The sequence below is a fragment of the Sulfitobacter sp. PR48 genome (genome assembly GCF_028807335.1).
In the GTDB taxonomy this organism is placed as follows: domain Bacteria; phylum Pseudomonadota; class Alphaproteobacteria; order Rhodobacterales; family Rhodobacteraceae; genus Sulfitobacter.
Window position 1 is genome coordinate 234,484 of sequence record NZ_JARAMM010000001.1, and the last position, 17,698, is coordinate 252,181.

General features: G+C 63.4%; 15 protein-coding genes. 6 read left to right on the plus strand and 9 right to left on the minus strand.

The genetic code is table 11. The features are described 5' to 3' along the window. Positions 1–114 precede the first annotated feature (114 nt). The 3 genes from pnp (at position 115) to PVW51_RS01155 (ending at position 3,710) form a co-directional block, all read left to right on the plus strand. The gene (gene pnp, locus PVW51_RS01145; protein WP_274573270.1) at positions 115–2,250 is read left to right on the plus strand and encodes a polyribonucleotide nucleotidyltransferase; all 2,136 of its coding nucleotides are present in this window, start codon (positions 115–117) and stop codon (positions 2,248–2,250) included. 160 nt (positions 2,251–2,410) lie between these two features. Beyond that, positions 2,411–2,971 carry a L,D-transpeptidase gene (locus PVW51_RS01150; protein ID WP_274573271.1) on the plus strand — a complete coding sequence of 187 codons (561 nt, stop codon included), beginning with the start codon at positions 2,411–2,413 and terminating at the stop codon, positions 2,969–2,971. 31 nt (positions 2,972–3,002) lie between these two features. Beyond that, positions 3,003–3,710, plus strand: a complete 708-nt coding sequence (locus PVW51_RS01155) for a glycosyltransferase family 25 protein (protein WP_274573272.1) — start codon at positions 3,003–3,005, stop codon at positions 3,708–3,710. A gap of 21 nt (positions 3,711–3,731) precedes the next feature. Here PVW51_RS01155 and PVW51_RS01160 read toward each other — a convergent pair whose 3' ends face one another. Beyond that, on the minus strand, positions 3,732–4,142 hold the full coding sequence (locus PVW51_RS01160) for a nuclear transport factor 2 family protein (RefSeq protein ID WP_274573273.1): 411 nt from the start codon (positions 4,140–4,142) through the stop codon (positions 3,732–3,734). A 58-nt stretch (positions 4,143–4,200) separates the two neighbouring features. Between PVW51_RS01160 and PVW51_RS01165 the strand changes: the two genes are divergently transcribed. Then, positions 4,201–4,848, plus strand: a complete 648-nt coding sequence (locus PVW51_RS01165) for a pseudouridine synthase (protein ID WP_274573274.1) — start codon at positions 4,201–4,203, stop codon at positions 4,846–4,848. A gap of 328 nt (positions 4,849–5,176) precedes the next feature. On the opposite strand, the gene PVW51_RS01170 is transcribed toward PVW51_RS01165, so the two are convergent. Continuing rightward, entirely contained in the window at positions 5,177–6,019 is an 843-nt protein-coding gene (locus PVW51_RS01170) for an alpha-1,2-fucosyltransferase (protein ID WP_274573275.1), read from the minus strand. Between the two features lie 76 nt (positions 6,020–6,095). Here PVW51_RS01170 and PVW51_RS01175 point away from each other — a divergent pair, with 76 nt between their 5' ends. Beyond that, a complete protein-coding gene (locus PVW51_RS01175; RefSeq protein ID WP_274573276.1) occupies positions 6,096–6,761 on the plus strand; it encodes an FkbM family methyltransferase in 666 nt (221 codons plus the stop codon). A 437-nt stretch (positions 6,762–7,198) separates the two neighbouring features. Here the strand turns inward: PVW51_RS01175 and PVW51_RS01180 are convergent, their stop codons facing one another. Continuing rightward, positions 7,199–8,638, minus strand: a complete 1,440-nt coding sequence (locus PVW51_RS01180) for an aldehyde dehydrogenase family protein (protein ID WP_274573277.1) — start codon at positions 8,636–8,638, stop codon at positions 7,199–7,201. Positions 8,639–8,795: 157 nt separating this feature from the next. Between PVW51_RS01180 and PVW51_RS01185 the strand changes: the two genes are divergently transcribed. Beyond that, entirely contained in the window at positions 8,796–9,452 is a 657-nt protein-coding gene (locus PVW51_RS01185; protein ID WP_274573278.1) for a peroxiredoxin, read from the plus strand. 458 nt (positions 9,453–9,910) lie between these two features. On the opposite strand, the gene rarD is transcribed toward PVW51_RS01185, so the two are convergent. The 6 genes from rarD to PVW51_RS01215 all read right to left on the minus strand — a co-directional run bounded on the left by rarD (position 9,911) and on the right by PVW51_RS01215 (position 17,695). Continuing rightward, positions 9,911–10,834 (minus strand): EamA family transporter RarD, encoded by a 924-nt coding sequence (rarD, locus tag PVW51_RS01190; RefSeq protein WP_274573279.1) that lies wholly within the window; start codon positions 10,832–10,834, stop codon positions 9,911–9,913. 68 nt (positions 10,835–10,902) lie between these two features. Beyond that, the gene (locus PVW51_RS01195; protein WP_274573280.1) at positions 10,903–13,347 is read right to left on the minus strand and encodes a GcvT family protein; all 2,445 of its coding nucleotides are present in this window, start codon (positions 13,345–13,347) and stop codon (positions 10,903–10,905) included. A gap of 11 nt (positions 13,348–13,358) precedes the next feature. Further along, positions 13,359–14,240 carry a homocysteine S-methyltransferase family protein gene (locus PVW51_RS01200; protein WP_274573281.1) on the minus strand — a complete coding sequence of 294 codons (882 nt, stop codon included), beginning with the start codon at positions 14,238–14,240 and terminating at the stop codon, positions 13,359–13,361. Then, positions 14,237–14,872, minus strand: coding sequence for a LysE family translocator (locus tag PVW51_RS01205; RefSeq protein WP_274573282.1), 636 nt, complete (start codon positions 14,870–14,872; stop codon positions 14,237–14,239). The genes PVW51_RS01200 and PVW51_RS01205 overlap by 4 nt, the downstream gene beginning before the upstream one ends. Further along, positions 14,869–17,319: a GcvT family protein gene (locus tag PVW51_RS01210; protein WP_274573283.1), complete on the minus strand. Its 2,451-nt coding sequence runs from the start codon at positions 17,317–17,319 to the stop codon at positions 14,869–14,871. The genes PVW51_RS01205 and PVW51_RS01210 overlap by 4 nt, the downstream gene beginning before the upstream one ends. Continuing rightward, positions 17,312–17,695: a GFA family protein gene (locus PVW51_RS01215; protein ID WP_269363482.1), complete on the minus strand. Its 384-nt coding sequence runs from the start codon at positions 17,693–17,695 to the stop codon at positions 17,312–17,314. The genes PVW51_RS01210 and PVW51_RS01215 overlap by 8 nt, the downstream gene beginning before the upstream one ends. Positions 17,696–17,698: the final 3 nt, after the last annotated feature.

Genomic DNA, 17,698 nt, shown 5'->3' on the forward strand with positions numbered 1-17,698 from the left:
CCCGCGCAATCTGAAAGCCGGCGCCCGGACTCCAGCGCCTGATAAAGAAGATACCGGAGTCAGAGGGAATGCGCCCTCTATGCAAAGGCCCGCGGGCCAACACAGGAAACGTAGATGTTTAACGTAACGACGAAATCAATGCAGTGGGGCGAAGAAACGCTCACACTCGAAACAGGAAAAGTGGCCCGTCAGGCGGATGGGTCGGTGATTGCCACACTGGGCGAAACCAGCGTGATGGCCAACGTGACATATGCACGTCAGCAAAAACCCGGTCAGGATTTCTTTCCTTTGACCGTCCACTACCAGGAAAAATACTATGCCGCCGGCAAGGTGCCGGGTGGCTTCTTCAAGCGCGAAGCGCGTCCGACCGAAAAAGAAACGCTGACAGCGCGCCTGATCGACCGTCCGATCCGCCCGCTTTTCGTCCCCGGCTTCAAGAACGAAGTGCTGGTGATGTGCACCGTGCTGAGCCACGATCTGGTCAATGATCCCGATATGGTCGCAATGATCGCGGCCTCTGCCGCGCTGACCATTTCCGGCGCGCCCTTCATGGGTCCAATCGCCGGTTGCCGCGTCGGTTTCGAGGATGGCGAATACATCCTGAACCCCACCGTGGACGATATGCAGGACCTGCGCCTGAACCCCGAACAGCGCCTCGACCTGGTGGTTGCCGGGACCAAGGATGCGGTCATGATGGTCGAATCCGAAGCCTATGAGCTGTCCGAAGAGGAAATGCTGGGTGCGGTGAAATTTGCCCATGACAGCATTCAGCCGGTGATCGACCTGATCATCGACCTGGCAGAAGAATCGGCGAAAGAGCCCTTCGACTTCCAGCCGGTCGATTATTCCGAGTTGTCGGCAGCCGTGAAGAAAGCGGGCGAGAAAGACATGCGCGCCGCCTTTGCCATCGCCGACAAGCAGGAGCGGACAGCCGCTGTTGCCGCTGCCCGCGACAAGATCAAGGAAAGCCTGAGCGAAGAGCAGCTTGAGGATCCCAACCTGGGTTCCGCACTGAAAAAGCTCGAAGCCTCCATCCTGCGCGGCGACGTGGTCAAGACCGGCAAACGTATCGACGGCCGCAAGACCGACGAGATCCGCGACATCGTGGCCGAGACAGGCATCCTGCCCCGGACCCATGGTTCGGCGCTGTTCACCCGGGGTGAAACGCAAGGTCTGGTCGTGACCACGCTGGGCACCGGCGATGACGAACAATTCATCGACGCGCTGCACGGCAACTTCAAATCCAACTTCCTGCTGCACTACAACTTCCCCCCCTACTCGGTTGGTGAAGTCGGTCGCGTCGCAGGCCCGGGCCGTCGCGAGATTGGCCATGGCAAGCTGGCATGGCGTGCGTTGCAGGCGGTTCTGCCCGCATCGACCGATTTCCCCTACACCATCCGCGTTGTCTCGGAGATCACTGAATCCAACGGTTCATCCTCCATGGCTTCCGTATGCGGTGGCTCCCTGTCCATGATGGATGCAGGCGTGCCGCTGAAATCGGCGGTGGCCGGCGTGGCCATGGGTCTGATCCTGGAAGAAGACGGATCCTATGCGATCCTCTCCGACATCCTGGGTGACGAAGACCACCTTGGCGACATGGACTTCAAGGTGGCCGGGACCGAAGCGGGCATCACCTCGCTTCAGATGGACATCAAGATTGCGGGCATCACGCCCGAGATCATGGAGAAAGCCCTCGCGCAGGCGAAAGAAGGCCGTATCCACATCCTGGGCGAAATGAACAAGGCACTGTCAGGTGCGGCGGACTTCTCCGTTCACGCACCGCGCATCGAAACCATGCAGATCCCGACGGATAAAATCCGTGAGGTCATCGGTTCCGGCGGCAAGGTCATCCGCGAGATCGTGGAAGTGTCGGGCGCCAAGGTCGACATCAACGACGAAGGCATCATCAAGATCGCAAGCCCCAACGGCGACGCGATCAAGAAAGCCTACGACATGATCCACTCCATCGTCGCAGAGCCGGAAGAAGGCGCGGTCTACACCGGTACGGTCGTCAAGATCGTGGACTTCGGTGCTTTCGTGAACTTCTTTGGCAAGCGCGATGGCCTGGTGCATGTGTCCCAGATCGAGAACCGCCGCCTGAACCATCCGTCGGATGTGCTGAAGGAAGGCCAGGAAGTGAAAGTGAAACTTCTGGGCTTTGACGATCGCGGCAAGGTGCGCCTGTCGATGAAGGTTGTCGATCAGGAAACCGGCGAAGAAGTGAAGAAAGAGGAAAAAGTCGAGGATTGATCCTCGGCTCCTTTCCGGACCCATCTGGGCCCCCGCGCGCTGCGCGGGGGCCTTTTGCTTTGGGCCGGGGCGCGGCACCAGGTCGGGATTTCCGCAATTGCCCTCCGGCGCGGGCGGGTTATGTTGAGCCCAAACAGCTGTCGTGCCTGAGGAGACCCGGATGCCATTGATGAACCGCCGCACCCTTTTGATCACCGGTGCTGCCGCACTGGTCGCCACGCCCGCAGTCTCCGCAACCGGGGAATATCAGATACCGGACCACCAGAATGCCAGGATCGTGCGTATCCGGGACGGCTTTGCACCCGGTGAAATTCATGTCGATCCGGGGCAATTCGCGCTCTACTGGACATTGGAGGGGGGCAAGGCCGTCCGCTATCCGGTGGGGATCGGCAAGGAGGGGCGCTATTATTCCGGCACCTTCCGGGTGGGGCGCAAGGCAGAATGGCCGCGCTGGACGCCAACCAAGAACATGATCCGCCGGGAGCCGCATATCTATGCCAAACACGCCGCCGGGATGCCGGGTGGCGGGCCTAACCCGCTGGGGGCGCGTGCGCTTTATCTCTACAAGGGCAACCGGGATTCCCTGCTGCGCATTCATGGCACGCCGCAGCCGGAAAACGTCGGCCGCGCCGTGTCGAACGGCTGCGTGCGCATGATCAACGCCCATGTCATCGACCTGGCCAACCGCGTGCCGAATGGCGCCCGCGTTGTCCTGCACTAAGGCCGGACCCCGGCAAGACAGGGCCTGACAGATGCGATCCCTGATCATCCATATGCCCGGACCGGGCGCCCGGGCAGAGAATGTCGCGCGGCTCATGGGCGTCCTGCCCGGGGCCGAGGTCATGCCCGCGGTTAACGGCCAGGAGGCGCGACAAAGCGGCGCGGCGGATGTGCTGGACGGCAAGTGCCACGCCCCGCCCTATCCTTTTGCCATGGGCCCGGGCGAGGTGGGCTGTTTCCTGAGCCACCGCAAATGCTGGCAGGAGATCGCAGCGGGGCCGGACCCCTTTGTCCTGATCGCCGAGGATGATCTGGTGATTGACCCGGCACCCTGGGACAGGGCCATGGCCCTGGTGGCGGCACATGCGGGTGTGGAGAGCTTTATCCGCCTGCCCGCAAAGGACCGCGAACACAGGCAGGTCGTGCTGGCCGAGGATGGCCGTGCCGCGCTGTTTCTGCCCCGTGTGATCGGGCTGCAGACCGTCTGTCAGGTTGTCGGCAGGGGAGCGGCACGGCGGTTGCTGGCGGCGACGGAACGGCTGGACCGTCCGGTGGATACAACGCTGCAGATGCATTGGGTCACCGGCCAGCCGATACATACGATCTGGCCAAGCGGTGTGGGCGAAATGCAGGGCGCTTCGACCATCCAGAAGAAAACCCGCGCCAGCGGCAAGCTGATGCGGGAAATCAGACGCGCGATCTATCGGACACGGATCAGGGCGAGACCGCAGCAGGGCTGACAGCAGCGCCGCAAGGCCGCGTCACGACAGCGCATCCTTGAATTTGAGAAACGCAGGATCCTGCATCACACGGGCGTTCATCGCGTCTCGCAGCGCACCGATGGATTTATGCGGTCGCATGACCACTTCGAAATGGGCAATCAACCCGTCATCCCCCAGCGTGATCAGATCGACACCAACGGCGTCAAACTCGCCGATCCTGCACTGAAACTCCAGCGCCCAGTCGTTGCCCGCGCCCATCACCCGGCGATAGCGGAAATCGCTGAACACCTGCCCGACATGGCCCAGCACCGCCGCAACAGCGTCGCGGCCGGTCCAGGTTTTCCAATAGGTGGGCGGCAGGAAAGTCACATCAGCCGCCAGAATCGGCGCGATCGCAGTATGGTCGCCCGAGGCGACGACGGATTGCATTTTTTCGATGGTGGGGTGCATGGGGGCCTCATTTGCGCTGGTGGCTTGAAAACCCACCCTACATCTGAGACGGGAAGGGATGGAAACGGAATATGACCCGCCGCAGGATCCGCTGGTGATCCTGCATGAAGATGCCGAAGTGCTGCTGGTGGACAAACCCAGCGGCCTGCTCAGCGTGCCGGGCAAGGGCCCGCATCTGGCCGACTGCCTGCTGACCCGCATTCAGCAGGTCTTCCCCGGGGCGCTGCTGGTGCACCGGCTGGACCGGGATACATCCGGTGTGATGATCTTTGCCATGACACCCTACGCGCAGCGGCACCTTGGCCTGCAATTCGAAAAGCGGATGACGCGCAAGACCTATGTCGCGCGGGTCTGGGGCGTGCCGGCGGAACCTGCCGGCACCATCGACCTGCCGCTGATCGTCGATTGGCCGAACCGCCCGCTGCAAAAGGTCTGCCATGACACCGGCAAACCCGCGCAGACTGACTGGAAACGGATCAAGGATGAGGGCGACACCGCCCGTGTGCGGATGTTCCCCAGAACCGGGCGCAGCCACCAGTTGCGGGTCCATATGCTGAGCATCGGGCATCCGATCCTGGGTGACCCGTTTTATGCCACGGGTCCGGCACGGGATTATCCCCGGCTGATGCTGCATTCGGAGGAACTGCGGTTCAATCATCCGCAGGGCGGGCGGTCGACGAAAATAAGGTCGAAAGCGCCTTTCTAGGTCGTGTTGACATTCAGTGTCGCCCACCTGTTTCAGTCCAAAATTGCTCAGTTCCAGGCAAGAGAGCGCGGAATAGTCAGCTATTTCAAGCTCTCCTAACGCAGAAATGGGCAATTTTGGCGAAACCCCTGCGGGGCGCGGCGGATTTTGCCTCTGCCATCCCGGATGTTCGCTTCCAATGATCACATTGCTGCGCTCACATCAGGGTGCCAGCGGCAAAATCCGTCTCGCGCGGGTGGGCGACAATGAATGTCAACACGACCTAGGGGCGGCGGGGAGCCGAATTTTTCGAAAAATTCGGACCGGAGTTTTTGAAAACTCCGGGGCGTCAGCCGATGGCAATCCAATCCTCGGGCAAGATGTCAGGGTTGCGCTGGTGGTCATTGGCAAACCAGCGGGCCGGGGCGGCCACGCGGCGGCCCTCATGGGCATTCAGCCATGCGGACCACCAGCTGAAGGTGGAATTGGCGATCACATTGTGCTGGCATAGCGACATCAGCCGCATGTCCTCATGGGCGGTCTCGCGCCCGTTCAGGTCCACCACCACCTTGTCGAAGGGCACTGCCAGGTTGTCGCGCGCCCAGCCCGGATCATCGGAAAAGACAAAGACTGTCGGCGCCTCCGGCAACCCCTGTGTCACCGCAGCCAGCGCCGCGTCGTAATAGGCCTGATCACAGACCGCCGTTGCCCCCAGCGCCACGTAATCGCCGCGCCGCACATGCAGCGCCACCGAGGGCCCCGCCGCGATCTGCCGGGCCATGTCGGCGTTCTCGGGCGACATGGGCGGCACCATCGTGAAGACATTGCGCAGGTGGTCCCTGATCCCGGCAAAGTACTTTTCGCTCTGCCAATACCCGTGCAGATAGCTTTCATCGCCCCAGTTTTCGAAAGCCGGATCATAGCCCAGCCCCTTTTCCCGGCGCAGGCGAGGTGACCGGCCCAGAAGCCGCCAGATGGCATAGGCCAGCCGCCTGCGGTCCTGATCGGGGGGCAGCTGCGCGGGGGCGACCACCGGCAGGTCGAAAATCTCGGTCAGGTTGCCCTGCCCCTTGGCCGCCGCCCGGCGCGGGTCGAGCGCCACCGGCACCCCCAGACGCGCCGCCAGCTGCGCGGCGGCCGCATATTGAAACATCTGGTTGCCGAGGAATCCGTGCAGGCGGGTATAGATCATGGTTACCTTTCACCATTGCTTCCCAGCTTTCTATGATAAAGATTGCGCCCTGCGCCAGATGCAAAGGAACCGCCGCATGTCGATCTCAAGCGAGTTGCACAAGATGTGGAAACTGGCCACCAACCCCGAGTTTCGCGCCTACAAGCGCATGGTCCGGGAATTCTACGCCGCGCATGGGCGCGGCACGCCTGAACGTTACGACGGGTTGAAACCCGGCGATACAGTGCTGGACGTCGGCGGATACAAGGGCGACTGGGCAGAGCGGATGACCGCGCTTTACGGTGTGAAGGTCCATTGTTTCGAACCCCACCCGAGGTTCATCCGCCACCTGCAGGATCGTTTTGCAGGACGCGAGGATGTCACCGTCGAAGGCTATGCCATGGGGGCTTCCGCCGGGGTGCTGGACCTCTCCGACGATGAAAACGCCTCTTCTGCGCTGGTCGCTTCCGGCAACCCGGTGCAGGGCGAGGTGCGCCCGGTGGCAGAGGTCTTTGACGCGCTGGGGCTGGACCGCGTGGCCTGCATCAAGATGAACATCGAGGGCGGGGAATACGATCTGCTGCCCGCCCTGATCGACACCGGCCTGATGGCACGGGTGGACAGGCTGACCGTCCAGTTCCACCGCTATTCACCCGCACAGGACGGTGAAAGAGACGCCATCCGCGAGGGTCTGGCACGGACCCACGAATGCGTCTGGGCATATCCCTTCCTCTGGGAAGAATGGAAGCGCAAGGCAGGCTGAACCGGCGTCCCCCGGCGGCGCTGCGCCTTCGGCATTCATGGGCGTGAAAGGAAAAGGGCCACCCGAAGGTGGCCCTGAGGCTGCTGAAAACGCACGTTCCTGCACCCGCTCCCCCCGAAACAACGAAATCGTTCTTCCACGACGCCAGCCACAACCCTTGGCGCGGGCTGAAAGCCCGGGCCGCGCCCGACCCTCCCCCCGGGAGGGCGCTTTTGGTGACTTCTCGTATCACACTGACAACATTGATATTTGTAAGGGAGGCGCTCCGAATGCGCGTCTCAATGCGCCCTCCCAGGCTCGGGCGCGGCCCTTCGTTCGAAAACGTAACGCTGAGCGCAGAAGAACGATTTACCTCCGGCGGCAGCCGTTTCCGGGTTTGTCAGCAATCTGAGGGCCACCCGAAGGTGGCCCTGTCCGATCGCCCGTCGTGGCACTGCCTATTCGGCAGCCCAGCCCGAGACGGCCTTGATCTCGGTGAAATCCTCGATCCCGTAGATGCCGCCTTCGCGGCCGTTGCCGGAGCGTTTCATCCCGCCGAAGGGGGAACCTGCCGCGCGGCCCTGGCCGTTCATCTCGACCATGCCGGACCGCAACCGGCGTGCCAGCCTGTTGCGGCGCGTGCCATCGGAGCTCTGGACATAGTTGGTCAGCCCATAGACCGTGTCATTGGCGATCTCGACGGCCTGTTCCTCGGTGTCGAATTTCATGATCGACAGGACCGGGCCAAAGATTTCCTCACGCGCGATGGTCATGTCGGGCGTGACATCGGCAAAGACCGTCGGTTTGACAAAGAAGCCGCGGTTCAGCCCGTCCGGCCGACCTGTGCCACCGGCGACCAGACGCGCGCCCTCGTCGATGCCCTTCTGGATCAGGTCCTGGATCTTGTTGAACTGCACCTCGTTCACCACCGGGCCGATGTGCCGGCCTTCTTCGGATGCCGGGCCAACGGTGATCTTGCTGGCAACTTCACCGGCTTCTTTCACGGTCTTGTCATAGATGCTCGCCTCGACCAGCATCCGGCTGGGCGCGTTGCAGGACTGACCGGTGTTCTGCATCATGTGCATCACGCCGCGCTTGACCGCCTTTTCATCCGCATCTGCAAAGATGATGTTGGCACCCTTGCCACCCAGTTCCAGGTGCACTTTCTTGAGCGTGTCCGCCGCGGCCTTGGAAATCGCGGTGCCCGCGCGGGTCGAACCGGTGAAGCTCACCATGTCCACATCCTCGTGCGCCGAAAGCTGGCTGCCGACGCCGACGCCGTCACCGTTGACCAGGTTGAAGACGCCTTTGGGGAAACCGGCCTCATGCATCAGCTCGGCAAAGATCATCGCATCAATCGGGCTTTCCTCGGAGGGTTTCAGCACCATGGTGCAGCCCGCGACCACGGCGGCGCCGACTTTCAGGGTGATCTGGTTCATCGGCCAGTTCCAGGGCGTGATCAGCGCGGCCACGCCGACCGCCTCGCGGATGATGCGGTCATTCGGGGCGTGATCGCCCAGCGGCGCCTCGAAGTGGAACTCCTTTGCGGCCTTGATGAAGTTGCTAAGGTGCCAGGTGCCTGCGCCGACCTGGCTGGCCCGCGACATTTCGATGGGCGCGCCCATTTCGGTGCTCATGGCCTTTGCAAGGTCTTCGGCGCGGGTCTTGTAGACCTCCAGCAGCTTTTCCAGCAGCGCGATGCGTTCGGCCGGCGATGTGGCCATCCAGCCCGGCAGGGCAGCCTTGGCGGCGGCGACGGCCTTGTCGGTGTCTTCCTGACCACCCAGCGAGATCACCGCGCAGGGTTCTTCGGTGGACGGATCGATAACGGCATAATCATTGGCCTTGGCGGGGGCGACCCATTGACCGTTGATATAGAACTCACGTTTCTCCAGCATTGGAAAACTCCTCGTTGTTATGACGGGGCAGAGCACTGGCCCTGTCCGGTTTGGCGCCACTTTGTCAGGGCGCGCGGGGTGCTGCAAGAGAGGGGATGGAATGTCGCGGATTAATCCTTACGTTATGGAAAAGTAGAAGACAGACCCGGAGGACAACATGGGCTTGCGCATTAACGACACGATTCCCGATCTGACCGTCGAAACCGATCAGGGCAGCATCTCTCTGCACGATTTTGTCGGTGACAACTGGATGATCCTGTTTTCCCACCCCAAGGATTTCACCCCCGTCTGCACCACCGAATTCGGTGCCGTGGCCCAATTGGCCGACGAATGGGAGAAACGCGGCACCAAGGTGCTGGGGGTCAGCGTCGACGGGGTCGAGGACCACAAGAAATGGAAGGGCGACATCGAGAAGGTCGCCGGGGCAAAGGCGGGCTTCCCGATCATTGCGGATGACGGGCTTGCGGTGTCCAAGGCTTTCGACATGCTGCCTGCCGAAGCCTATCTGCCCGATGGCCGCACCCCGGCGGACAGCGCCACTGTGCGTTCTGTCTTTATCATCGGGCCGGACAAGAAGCTGAAACTCTCGATGACCTATCCGATGACCGTGGGGCGCAACTTTGCCGAAGTGCTGCGCGCGCTGGACGGGCTGCAGACCTCCACCGGGCAGGGTGTTGCCACACCGGCGAACTGGAATGTGGGCGATGACGTGATCATCCCTGCCACCGTGTCCGACGCCGACGCCAAGGCCCGGTTTGGTGAATTCACCACCGTTCTGCCCTACCTGAGGACCGCCAAGCTGCCCAACACCTGACCGGGTTCTTGATCACCGGAACGACCAACTTCTTTGGCAGGATGCAGCGGGTTCTCTGCATCCTGTCAGAGGGTCGCACCACGCGATACTGACACTGTCTTCTCGCATTTCTGACCCAGACCGGACTTTGACGCGAGGTGTGGGTCAAGGTCCGGCGATGCGGACGAAGCTTCCGTGCCATTGGTGCGGTGCATACCACCAAGCGCCTCCGCCCGGCGCAAGCCGGGCATCGCCCGACCTCCCCCAGGAGGGCGATTTTGCACGCTCTACCAAGCCATGACCGGCCCGCGGGTTGCGACGCTACGCACCTCACATATGTTTGAAACGCCCTCCAGGTCGGGCGACACCCGGCTTGCGCTTCACGACAGGTTGGCTTCCCTCCCGCCCTTCGCCGTGATCTGCGCGAAGGTCCGGGTTCCCAGCAAAAAACCTGAACCGGCCCTGACGCCTGCCACCGGTCAGCCCGCTTTCGCCGCCCGCATCTGCCGCAGCATGGCGGTGGAATAGATCACCAGCGCGAGCCAGATCATCGGAAAGGCGATGGCGCGGGCGCGGCCAAAGGGTTCTTCGAACACCAGCACGGCACAGAGGAAGATCATCGTCGGCGCGATATATTGCAGGATGCCGATGGTGGACAGCCGCAACAGCTTGGCCCCGTTGGCATAGATCATCAGCGGCACCGCCGTGATGACCCCGCAGCCAAGCAGCAGCCAGAAATCGCGCCCCCCGTCGAAATGGAAATGCGCTTCGCCCGTGGTGGCGAGGTAGCCCAGGTATCCCACTGCCGGGACGATCAGGATCAGCACCTCCAGCAGGAAACCCTGATTGGGACCGATGGGCAGGCTCTTCTTGCACAGGGCATAAAAACCCCAGGAGATCGTCAGCCCCAATGCGGCCCAGGGCATCCGCCCCGCATCGACCGCCAGCACCAGCACCGCGCAGGCAGCAAGGGCAATGGCCACCATCTGCGCGGCGTTCAGCCGTTCGCCCAAGAGCACCGCTGCCAGGAAGATACTGAACAGCGGGTTGATGTAATACCCCAGCGCCGCATCCAGTGCATGGCCCGAGTTGATGGCCCAGACATAGATGCCCCAGTTGATCGAGATCAGGGCCGCCGTCACGCAGCCCATGCCCAGCATCCGGGGCGACCGCAGCGCCTCGCGCAGCGCGTCGGTGCGGCGCAGGACGATCAGCACGGCGGCGGCAATCGGCAGCGACCACAAGACCCGATGCGCCACGATTTCTGCCGCCGGGATATGTGACAGCAGTTTCATGTAAAGCGGCAGAAACCCCCACAGACCATAGGCTGTGATGGCAAAGACAAGGCCCAGGGGCGTGTCTTCGTTTGTGGCGGGGGGCGGCAGGCTGTCGGGGTTGCGCATCGGTAACGGTCCTTTGCTCCAAGGGGTAGGCAACCTGCAGGGCAGAGGGAAGGCTAATTTTGTACCCGTTACATTTTCGCCCGCGCAGCCGCCGGGTCATACATCGGCTTCAGCGATGCCTCCGCCCTGACCCGGGTGCCCGCCACGTCGATCTCATAGGTGGAGGCCAGCAGATCAGCCGGTGTTTCACCGGCACAGGGGACATAGCCCATGCCCATCGCGCCGCCCAGCGCATGGCCATAGGCGCCGGAACTCAGGAAACCGACGATCTTGCTGTCCCGCAGCACCGGTTCGTTGTGGTAAAGCAGCGGTTCGGGGTCGGTCAGGCGGAATTGCATCATCCGCCGGTCCAGCCCGGCCTCGCGCTTGCGCAGCACGGCGTCGCGCCCGATGAAACCTGGCTTGTCAGTCTTCACGGCAAAGCCCAGCCCCGCCTCCAGCACATGATCCTCGGATGTGATGTCATGACCAAAGTGGCGGAACCCCTTTTCGATGCGGCAACTGTCCATCATATACATGCCGCAGAGCCGAAGGCCCATCGGTTGTCCCGCCGCGTGCAACGTCTCGAAAACATGGGCGGCCATGTCGGCGCTGACATAGATTTCCCAGCCCAGCTCGCCCACATAGCTCACCCGGTGCACCCGGGCGCGCCCCATGCCAATTTCAATCTCCTGGGCGGTGCCAAAGGGGTTCACCACGTTGGAAAAGTCGTTCGGTGATACCGCCTGCATCAGGTCACGCGCGCGCGGTCCCATCACGGCAAGCACCCCCTCGCCCGCCGTCACATCGGTGATCACCACGTTGAAATCGCCCTGATGGCGGCGCATCCATGTTTCATCCGCCAGCCGTGTCGCGGCGGGGGTCACCACCAGATAGGCGCTTTCCGACAGGCGGGTGACGGTCACATCCGCCTCGATCCCGCCCCTTGGGTTCAGGAACTGGGTATAGATGATCCGGCCCGCCGGCACGTCAAATTGCCCGCCGCCGATGTGGTTGAGGAAGGCCATGGCATCGCGCCCCTCCACCCGGATCTTGCCAAAGGAGGACATGTCGTACATGCCGAGATTCCCGCGCACCGCCATATGTTCGGCAGCCACGTTGTCAAAGAAGTTCTGCCGCTTCCAGCTGTAGCGATAGGTGCGGTCCTGCCCCGGTTCGGCGAACCAGTTGGCGCGCTCCCAGCCTGCCAGTTCGCCCATGACCGCGCCGTACGCCAGCAGATGGGCATGAAACGGGGTCCGCCGCACGCCGCGCGCGGTAGCCTTTTGCCGGTAGGGGTAGTGATCGGCATATAGCAGGCCCAGCGTTTCGGTGGACCGTTCTGCCAGGTAGCGGCGGTTGCCCTGAAACGGCTGCATCCGGCTGATATCGACATCACCGAGGTCAATAGGCTTTTCGCCCTGATCCATCCATTGCGCCAGGGCCATCCCCGCACCGCCCGCCGACTGGATCCCGATGGAGTTGAACCCCGCAGCGACCCAGACATTGTCCATCTCCGGCGCAAGGCCAAGGTGATAGGCGTCGTCGGGGGTAAAACTTTCCGGCCCGTTGAAAAATGTATGTATCCCCGCCTCCGCCAGCATCGGCATGCGGTTCACCGCCGCTTCGAGGATCGGCTCGAAATGGTCGAAATCCTCGGGCAGCTGGTCAAACTCGAAATCCGCCGGGATGCCGTCCAGCGCCCAGGGTTTGGCTGTGGGTTCAAAGGCACCCAGCAGGATCTTGCCCGCGTCTTCCTTGTAATAGGCGCATTCGTCCGGCACCCGCAGCACAGGCAACTGAGAGAGGCCCGCAATCGCCTCCGTCACGATGTAGAAATGTTCGCAGGCCTGCAGCGGGACGTTCACGCCCAGCATCTGCCCCACCTCGCGGCCCCACATGCCGGCGCAGTTCACGACCATCTCGCAGGCGATATGCCCGCTGTCGCCGTCCTGTGCCCAATCGACACCGGTGATGCGGCGGCCCTGCCGGGTCACGCCGATGGCGCGGGTCCGCTCGAAGATCTGCCCGCCGCGCTGCCGCGCCCCCTTTGCCAGGGCCAGCGCGATATTGGCCGGGTCGCCCTGCCCGTCCTTGTCGAGGTATACCGCCCCTGTCACATCCCCGATGTTGAGGTGCGGATATTTCTGCTTCACCTCCGCCGCGCTGATTTCTTCCACGTCCACGCCAAAGGCGCGGGCCATGGCCGCCTGACGGTAGATTTCCTCGCGGCGCTCGCCGGTCAGGGCGACGGTGATGGAACCGCAGCGCTTGAACCCCGTGGCAACACCGGTTTCCTCCTGCAGGCTGCCGTAAAGCTCCTGCGAATATTTCGCGAGCTTTGTCATATTGGCACTGGCGCGCAGCTGGGCGATCAGCCCCGCCGCGTGCCAGGTGGTGCCCGAGGTGAGCTGCTTGCGCTCCAGCAGCACCACGTCCTGCCACCCCAGCTTGGTCAGGTGGTAGGCGACAGAGCAGCCGATAACGCCACCCCCGATGATGACGACGCGGGCGTGGCGGGGGATGGCGTTCATATCAGGCGACCTCAGACGATGGCATGACCCGCCGCGCGCAGGCGGCGGGCGATTTCGGCAATATGGGCGGGGCTGACTTCGCAACAGCCGCCGACAATGGTGGCCCCGGCATCGACCCAGCGCATGACATGATCCGCATAGCGTTCCGGCGTGAGATCGCGGCGCATGGTCAGGCTGTCCACGGTCGGCTTGTCCGCCAGGAACCCCTCCGTGATCCGCTCGAAACCATTGGCGTAACCCCCGAAGGGCAGGCCGGATTGCGCCAGTACCGGTATCGCAGCCGCAATCGCCTCGGGCACCGAGCAATTGACAAGCACCGCCTGCGCCTGCGCCCGTGCAATCGGCAGCACCTCTGACAGCGCTTCGCCGGAGCGGAGCCTGCTGCCGTCCTGGTCATCGACCGTCAGGGCCAGCCACAGGGGCCTGCCCGCTGTGGCCGCCCCTTTCAGGACACTCTCTGCATGGGTGACCGAGGCGACGGTTTCACAGATCAGCAGATCGCAGTCTTGGGCCAGCAGCCCGGCAATCTCGGCATAATGCACCGCACCCGCCGCTGCCTCAGGATGCAGGTCGGGCCGGTAGGAGGCCATCAGCGGCCCGATGCTGCCCGCGATACGGGGCGCGCCACTGGCCCGCGCTTCTGCCAGCGCCAGCCTGTGCAGCTCCTCGAACCGGTCTTCCAGCGGGGTGCCCGCCAGCCTGTCGCGGTGGATGGCATAGGTATTGGCGGTGGCCAGCGTCGCCCCGGCCCGGGTGAAATCGCGGTGGACACCGGCCACCATGCCGGGATTGTCGATCATCACCTGGGTGGACCACAAGGGTGTCGGGTTGTCGCCCGCGCGGTGGATCAGCTCCTGGCCCATGCCGCCATCGAGAAGGGTGATATCGCTCATTGCCGCGCCTCGGCGCTCAGGTCGCGGCTGGCCAGCAGGGCCGCGGCGGCGATCATCATCGCGCCGGAAATCCGGTTCACCCAGACCCCGCTGAGCGCGCGCAGGCGCCCCAGTGTCCGTGTCGCAGTCCAGCCCCACAGCAGCAGCACCGCACCATCGACCAGCAGATAGGTGATCCCGAGGATCAGCAGCTGCGGCAGGACGGCCTGGGCCGGGTCGATGAACTGCGGGAAAAGCGCGCCAAAGAAGACCACCGCATAGGGGTTGGCGGAAGAGGTGAGGAACCCCTGCCGGAACAGGATGCCGGTGCGGGCGTCACGGGCCGCACCCGGCTCCGCCGCACCGCCCCGTGTCATCATCAGACGCAGGCCGATCCAGGCGAGATAGGCCACGCCGCCCCATTTGATGATCCAGATCGCATCGGCAGAGGCCGCGATGATGGCGGTCAGCCCAAAGGCCGCCGCCGTCATCTGCAGCGCATTGGCCGACAGGTCGCCCGCAATCGTGGCCGCGCTGCGCCGCAGCTCGTGGCGCAGGGAATTGGAGATGATCAGCAGCTGGCTCGTGTCCGGCGGCGTCAGGAAAAATGCGGCCAGCACCCCCAGATAGATCAGATATGTCTCGATGCTCATGCGCGCAGCCTTTCGTTTTCAGGGTCCCAAAGCGGTTGATCCGGCTGCACCACCGCCGGGCAGAGTTTGCCAAAGATGTTGATCTGCACCTGCGTGCCGGGTTCGGCAAGATCCGCGCGGATGGTGCCCAGCGCGATGGATTTGCCCAGCCGGTAGCCCCAGTCGCCACTGGTGGTCTCGCCCACGACCTCGCCCTTGTGGATCACCGTGGACATATAGGGCGCGTCCTGATCGCCCGCCGCGACGATCATGGTGACAAAACGTTTCTTCACACCTGCCTGTTTTTCGGCCAGCAAAGCCGCCTTGCCGGGAAAGCCCTTCGGCTTGTCAAAGCGGATGAACCGGTCAAGGCCGGCCTCAAGCAGGGTGTAATCCGTCGACAGGTCGCCCTTCCACGCGCGATAGCCCTTCTCGATCCGCATGGCGTTCAGCGCCCACATGCCAAAGGGTTTCACGCCCGCGCTCAGCAGCGCATCCCAGATCGGCGGCATCGCCCCGGGTGCTGCATGCAGCTCCCAGCCCAACTCGCCCGCGAAGGACACCCGCAGCAGCGCGGCCTCCTGCCCCGCGACCGTGCCCGCCATGCTGACCGACAGCCAGGGGGCCGTCAGGTCATGGCCCTGGGTCAACGGGGCAAGGATGTCCCGTGCCTTCGGGCCGGTGACCAGCAGGCAATCCACCTCGTCGGAATGGTCCGTCACGGCAATGCCTGCGGGCGCCTGCCGCTGAAAGTACTCGGCGTCGTGCCACTGCGCCACGGCAGCGGTGATCAGACCCACGTCGTCCGGCCCGTGCACCATCACGCTGGTCTCGGTCACGATGCGGCCCCGGTCGTCGGGGAAATAGGCCAGACCGACGCGCCCCGGCCCCGGCAGGGCCGATGCGGTCAGCCCATCGATGAAATCCCGCGCACCCGGGCCCTTGACCCTGAGCCGGGTGAAGCCGCTGATCGGCAACATCCCGCAGTGATCGCGCACCGCTTCCACCTCCTCGCGGATGCGGGGCGCCCAGGGGCCGTTGCGGTCCCAGGTCTGGGTCGCTTCCTCGGATGTGTCATCGCCCGGCTGGGCAAACCAATTGGCCCGTTCCCAGCCGTTGTAGGCGCCAAATTGCGCGCCCGCGTCCCGCAGGCGGGAATGCAGCGACGACAGTTTCTTGTCGCGCCCCGCAGGCCAGGCATGGCGCGGGAAATGCATCGCGTATTCATGGCCATAGGTCTCCAGCGCCTTGGCCAGCGTATAGTCGTGATCGGCATAATGGGTGTAGCGGCGCGGATCGACCGCCCACATGTCCTGCTCTGTCTGGCCATGCATGATCCATTCAGACAAGACCTTGCCCGCGCCCCCGCCCTGGGCAATGCCGAAGGTGAAAGAATGCCCTTCGAACGCGTTCCGCACCCCCGGCATCGGCCCCACCATGGGCAACCCGTCAGGGGCATAGGGGATCGGACCATTGATGTTGCGGCCAACCCCGGCACTGCCCAGGATCGGCACCCGCGCCATCGCGTCCTCGATGTAATATTCCAGCCTTTCCAGATCGTCGGGGTAAAGCTGAAAGCTGAAATCCTCCGGCATCGGATCATCAGGCGTGACCCAATGCGCCTTGCAGTTCCGCTCGTATGGGCCAAGGTTCAGGCCGTTCTTGTCCTGCCGCAGATAATAGGACGTATCGACGTCGCGCAGCAGTGGGACCTTGTGACCCTTCTCTTTGGTCCATGCCTCAAGCTCGGAAATCGGCTCGGTCAGGAAATACTGGTGCGACATGACCACCATCGGCACGGTGCGCCCGCCGAAGGGCTTGAACATCTCGCCCACGCGCTGCGCGTAGTAGCCCGCGCAATTGGCCACATATTCGCAGCGGATATCACCCTTGGGGGTCTTCACGATCCATTCGTCGCCCGCGCGGTCAATGCCGATGGCCGGGCAAAAGCGTTCGATCCGCCCGCCCGCATCCCGCGCCCCCTTGGCCAGCGCCTGGGTCAGCTGCGCCGGGTCGATGTCGCCGTCCAGCGGGTCCCAAAGCCCCCCCATCAGATCATGGGTTTCCATGAAGGGATGCTTTTCCTTCAGCTCGTCAGGCGTGCAGACGGTCATCTCCAGCCCCTGGTATTGCCCCATGGAGGCGACACGTTCGAATTCCTGCATCCGCTCCTTCGAATGGGCCAGCCTGACAGAGCCGGTGACGTGGTAGTTCATCGGATAGCCCACGTCATCGCCCAGGGTGCGGTACATCGCGGCGGCATAGCGCTGCATGTTCATCACCGCCCAGGAACCCGCAAAGTTCGGCACATTGCCCGCCGCATGCCACGTGGACCCCGCCGTCAGCTCGTTCTTTTCCAGCAGGACGCAATCGGTCCAGCCCGCCCTGGCCAGATGATAAAGGGTCGAGGCCCCGACGACGCCACCGCCAATGATGACGACACGCGCGGTTGTGGGGAATTCACTCATCTGCCCCTGCCTCCCGTGGGCCGGTGGCCGGAATGTCATAGTAATCGCCCTTGTCGGCGGTGAAGATGTGCCGTTCCAGATGCAGGCCGGTCTCCCCGTCGAGCGCACCCAGGGCCACGCCGATTTCGTCCTCGTCTTCACTTTTCCAGAACAGGAAGGAGCCGCAGGTCGGGCAAAAGCCGCGTTTGGCGCTGTCAGATGCCGCGTACCAGCGTACCGGGCCGGACACCCTGAACCCCTCCATCCAGACATTCACGGAGGCCCAGTAATGGCCCGATTGCTTGCGGCACTGGCTGCAATGGCAGGCCGCCGGATCGCGGGCCGTGCGCGCTGCCGTGAAAGTGATCTTGCCGCACAGGCAGCTGCCTTTGAGCATGGT

Coding starts and splice junctions, on each gene's coding strand:
- pnp (WP_274573270.1), top strand. CDS start 115: ATGTTTAACGTAACGACGAAATCAATGCAGTGGGGCGAAGAAACGCTC.
- PVW51_RS01210 (WP_274573283.1), bottom strand. CDS start 17,319: ATGAGTGAATTCCCCACAACCGCGCGTGTCGTCATCATTGGCGGTGGC.
- PVW51_RS01205 (WP_274573282.1), bottom strand. CDS start 14,872: ATGAGCATCGAGACATATCTGATCTATCTGGGGGTGCTGGCCGCATTT.
- PVW51_RS01160 (WP_274573273.1), bottom strand. CDS start 4,142: ATGCACCCCACCATCGAAAAAATGCAATCCGTCGTCGCCTCGGGCGAC.
- PVW51_RS01175 (WP_274573276.1), top strand. CDS start 6,096: ATGTCGATCTCAAGCGAGTTGCACAAGATGTGGAAACTGGCCACCAAC.
- PVW51_RS01200 (WP_274573281.1), bottom strand. CDS start 14,240: ATGAGCGATATCACCCTTCTCGATGGCGGCATGGGCCAGGAGCTGATC.
- PVW51_RS01180 (WP_274573277.1), bottom strand. CDS start 8,638: ATGCTGGAGAAACGTGAGTTCTATATCAACGGTCAATGGGTCGCCCCC.
- PVW51_RS01170 (WP_274573275.1), bottom strand. CDS start 6,019: ATGATCTATACCCGCCTGCACGGATTCCTCGGCAACCAGATGTTTCAA.
- rarD (WP_274573279.1), bottom strand. CDS start 10,834: ATGCGCAACCCCGACAGCCTGCCGCCCCCCGCCACAAACGAAGACACG.
- PVW51_RS01150 (WP_274573271.1), top strand. CDS start 2,411: ATGCCATTGATGAACCGCCGCACCCTTTTGATCACCGGTGCTGCCGCA.
- PVW51_RS01215 (WP_269363482.1), bottom strand. CDS start 17,695: ATGCTCAAAGGCAGCTGCCTGTGCGGCAAGATCACTTTCACGGCAGCG.
- PVW51_RS01155 (WP_274573272.1), top strand. CDS start 3,003: ATGCGATCCCTGATCATCCATATGCCCGGACCGGGCGCCCGGGCAGAG.
- PVW51_RS01165 (WP_274573274.1), top strand. CDS start 4,201: ATGGAAACGGAATATGACCCGCCGCAGGATCCGCTGGTGATCCTGCAT.
- PVW51_RS01185 (WP_274573278.1), top strand. CDS start 8,796: ATGGGCTTGCGCATTAACGACACGATTCCCGATCTGACCGTCGAAACC.
- PVW51_RS01195 (WP_274573280.1), bottom strand. CDS start 13,347: ATGAACGCCATCCCCCGCCACGCCCGCGTCGTCATCATCGGGGGTGGC.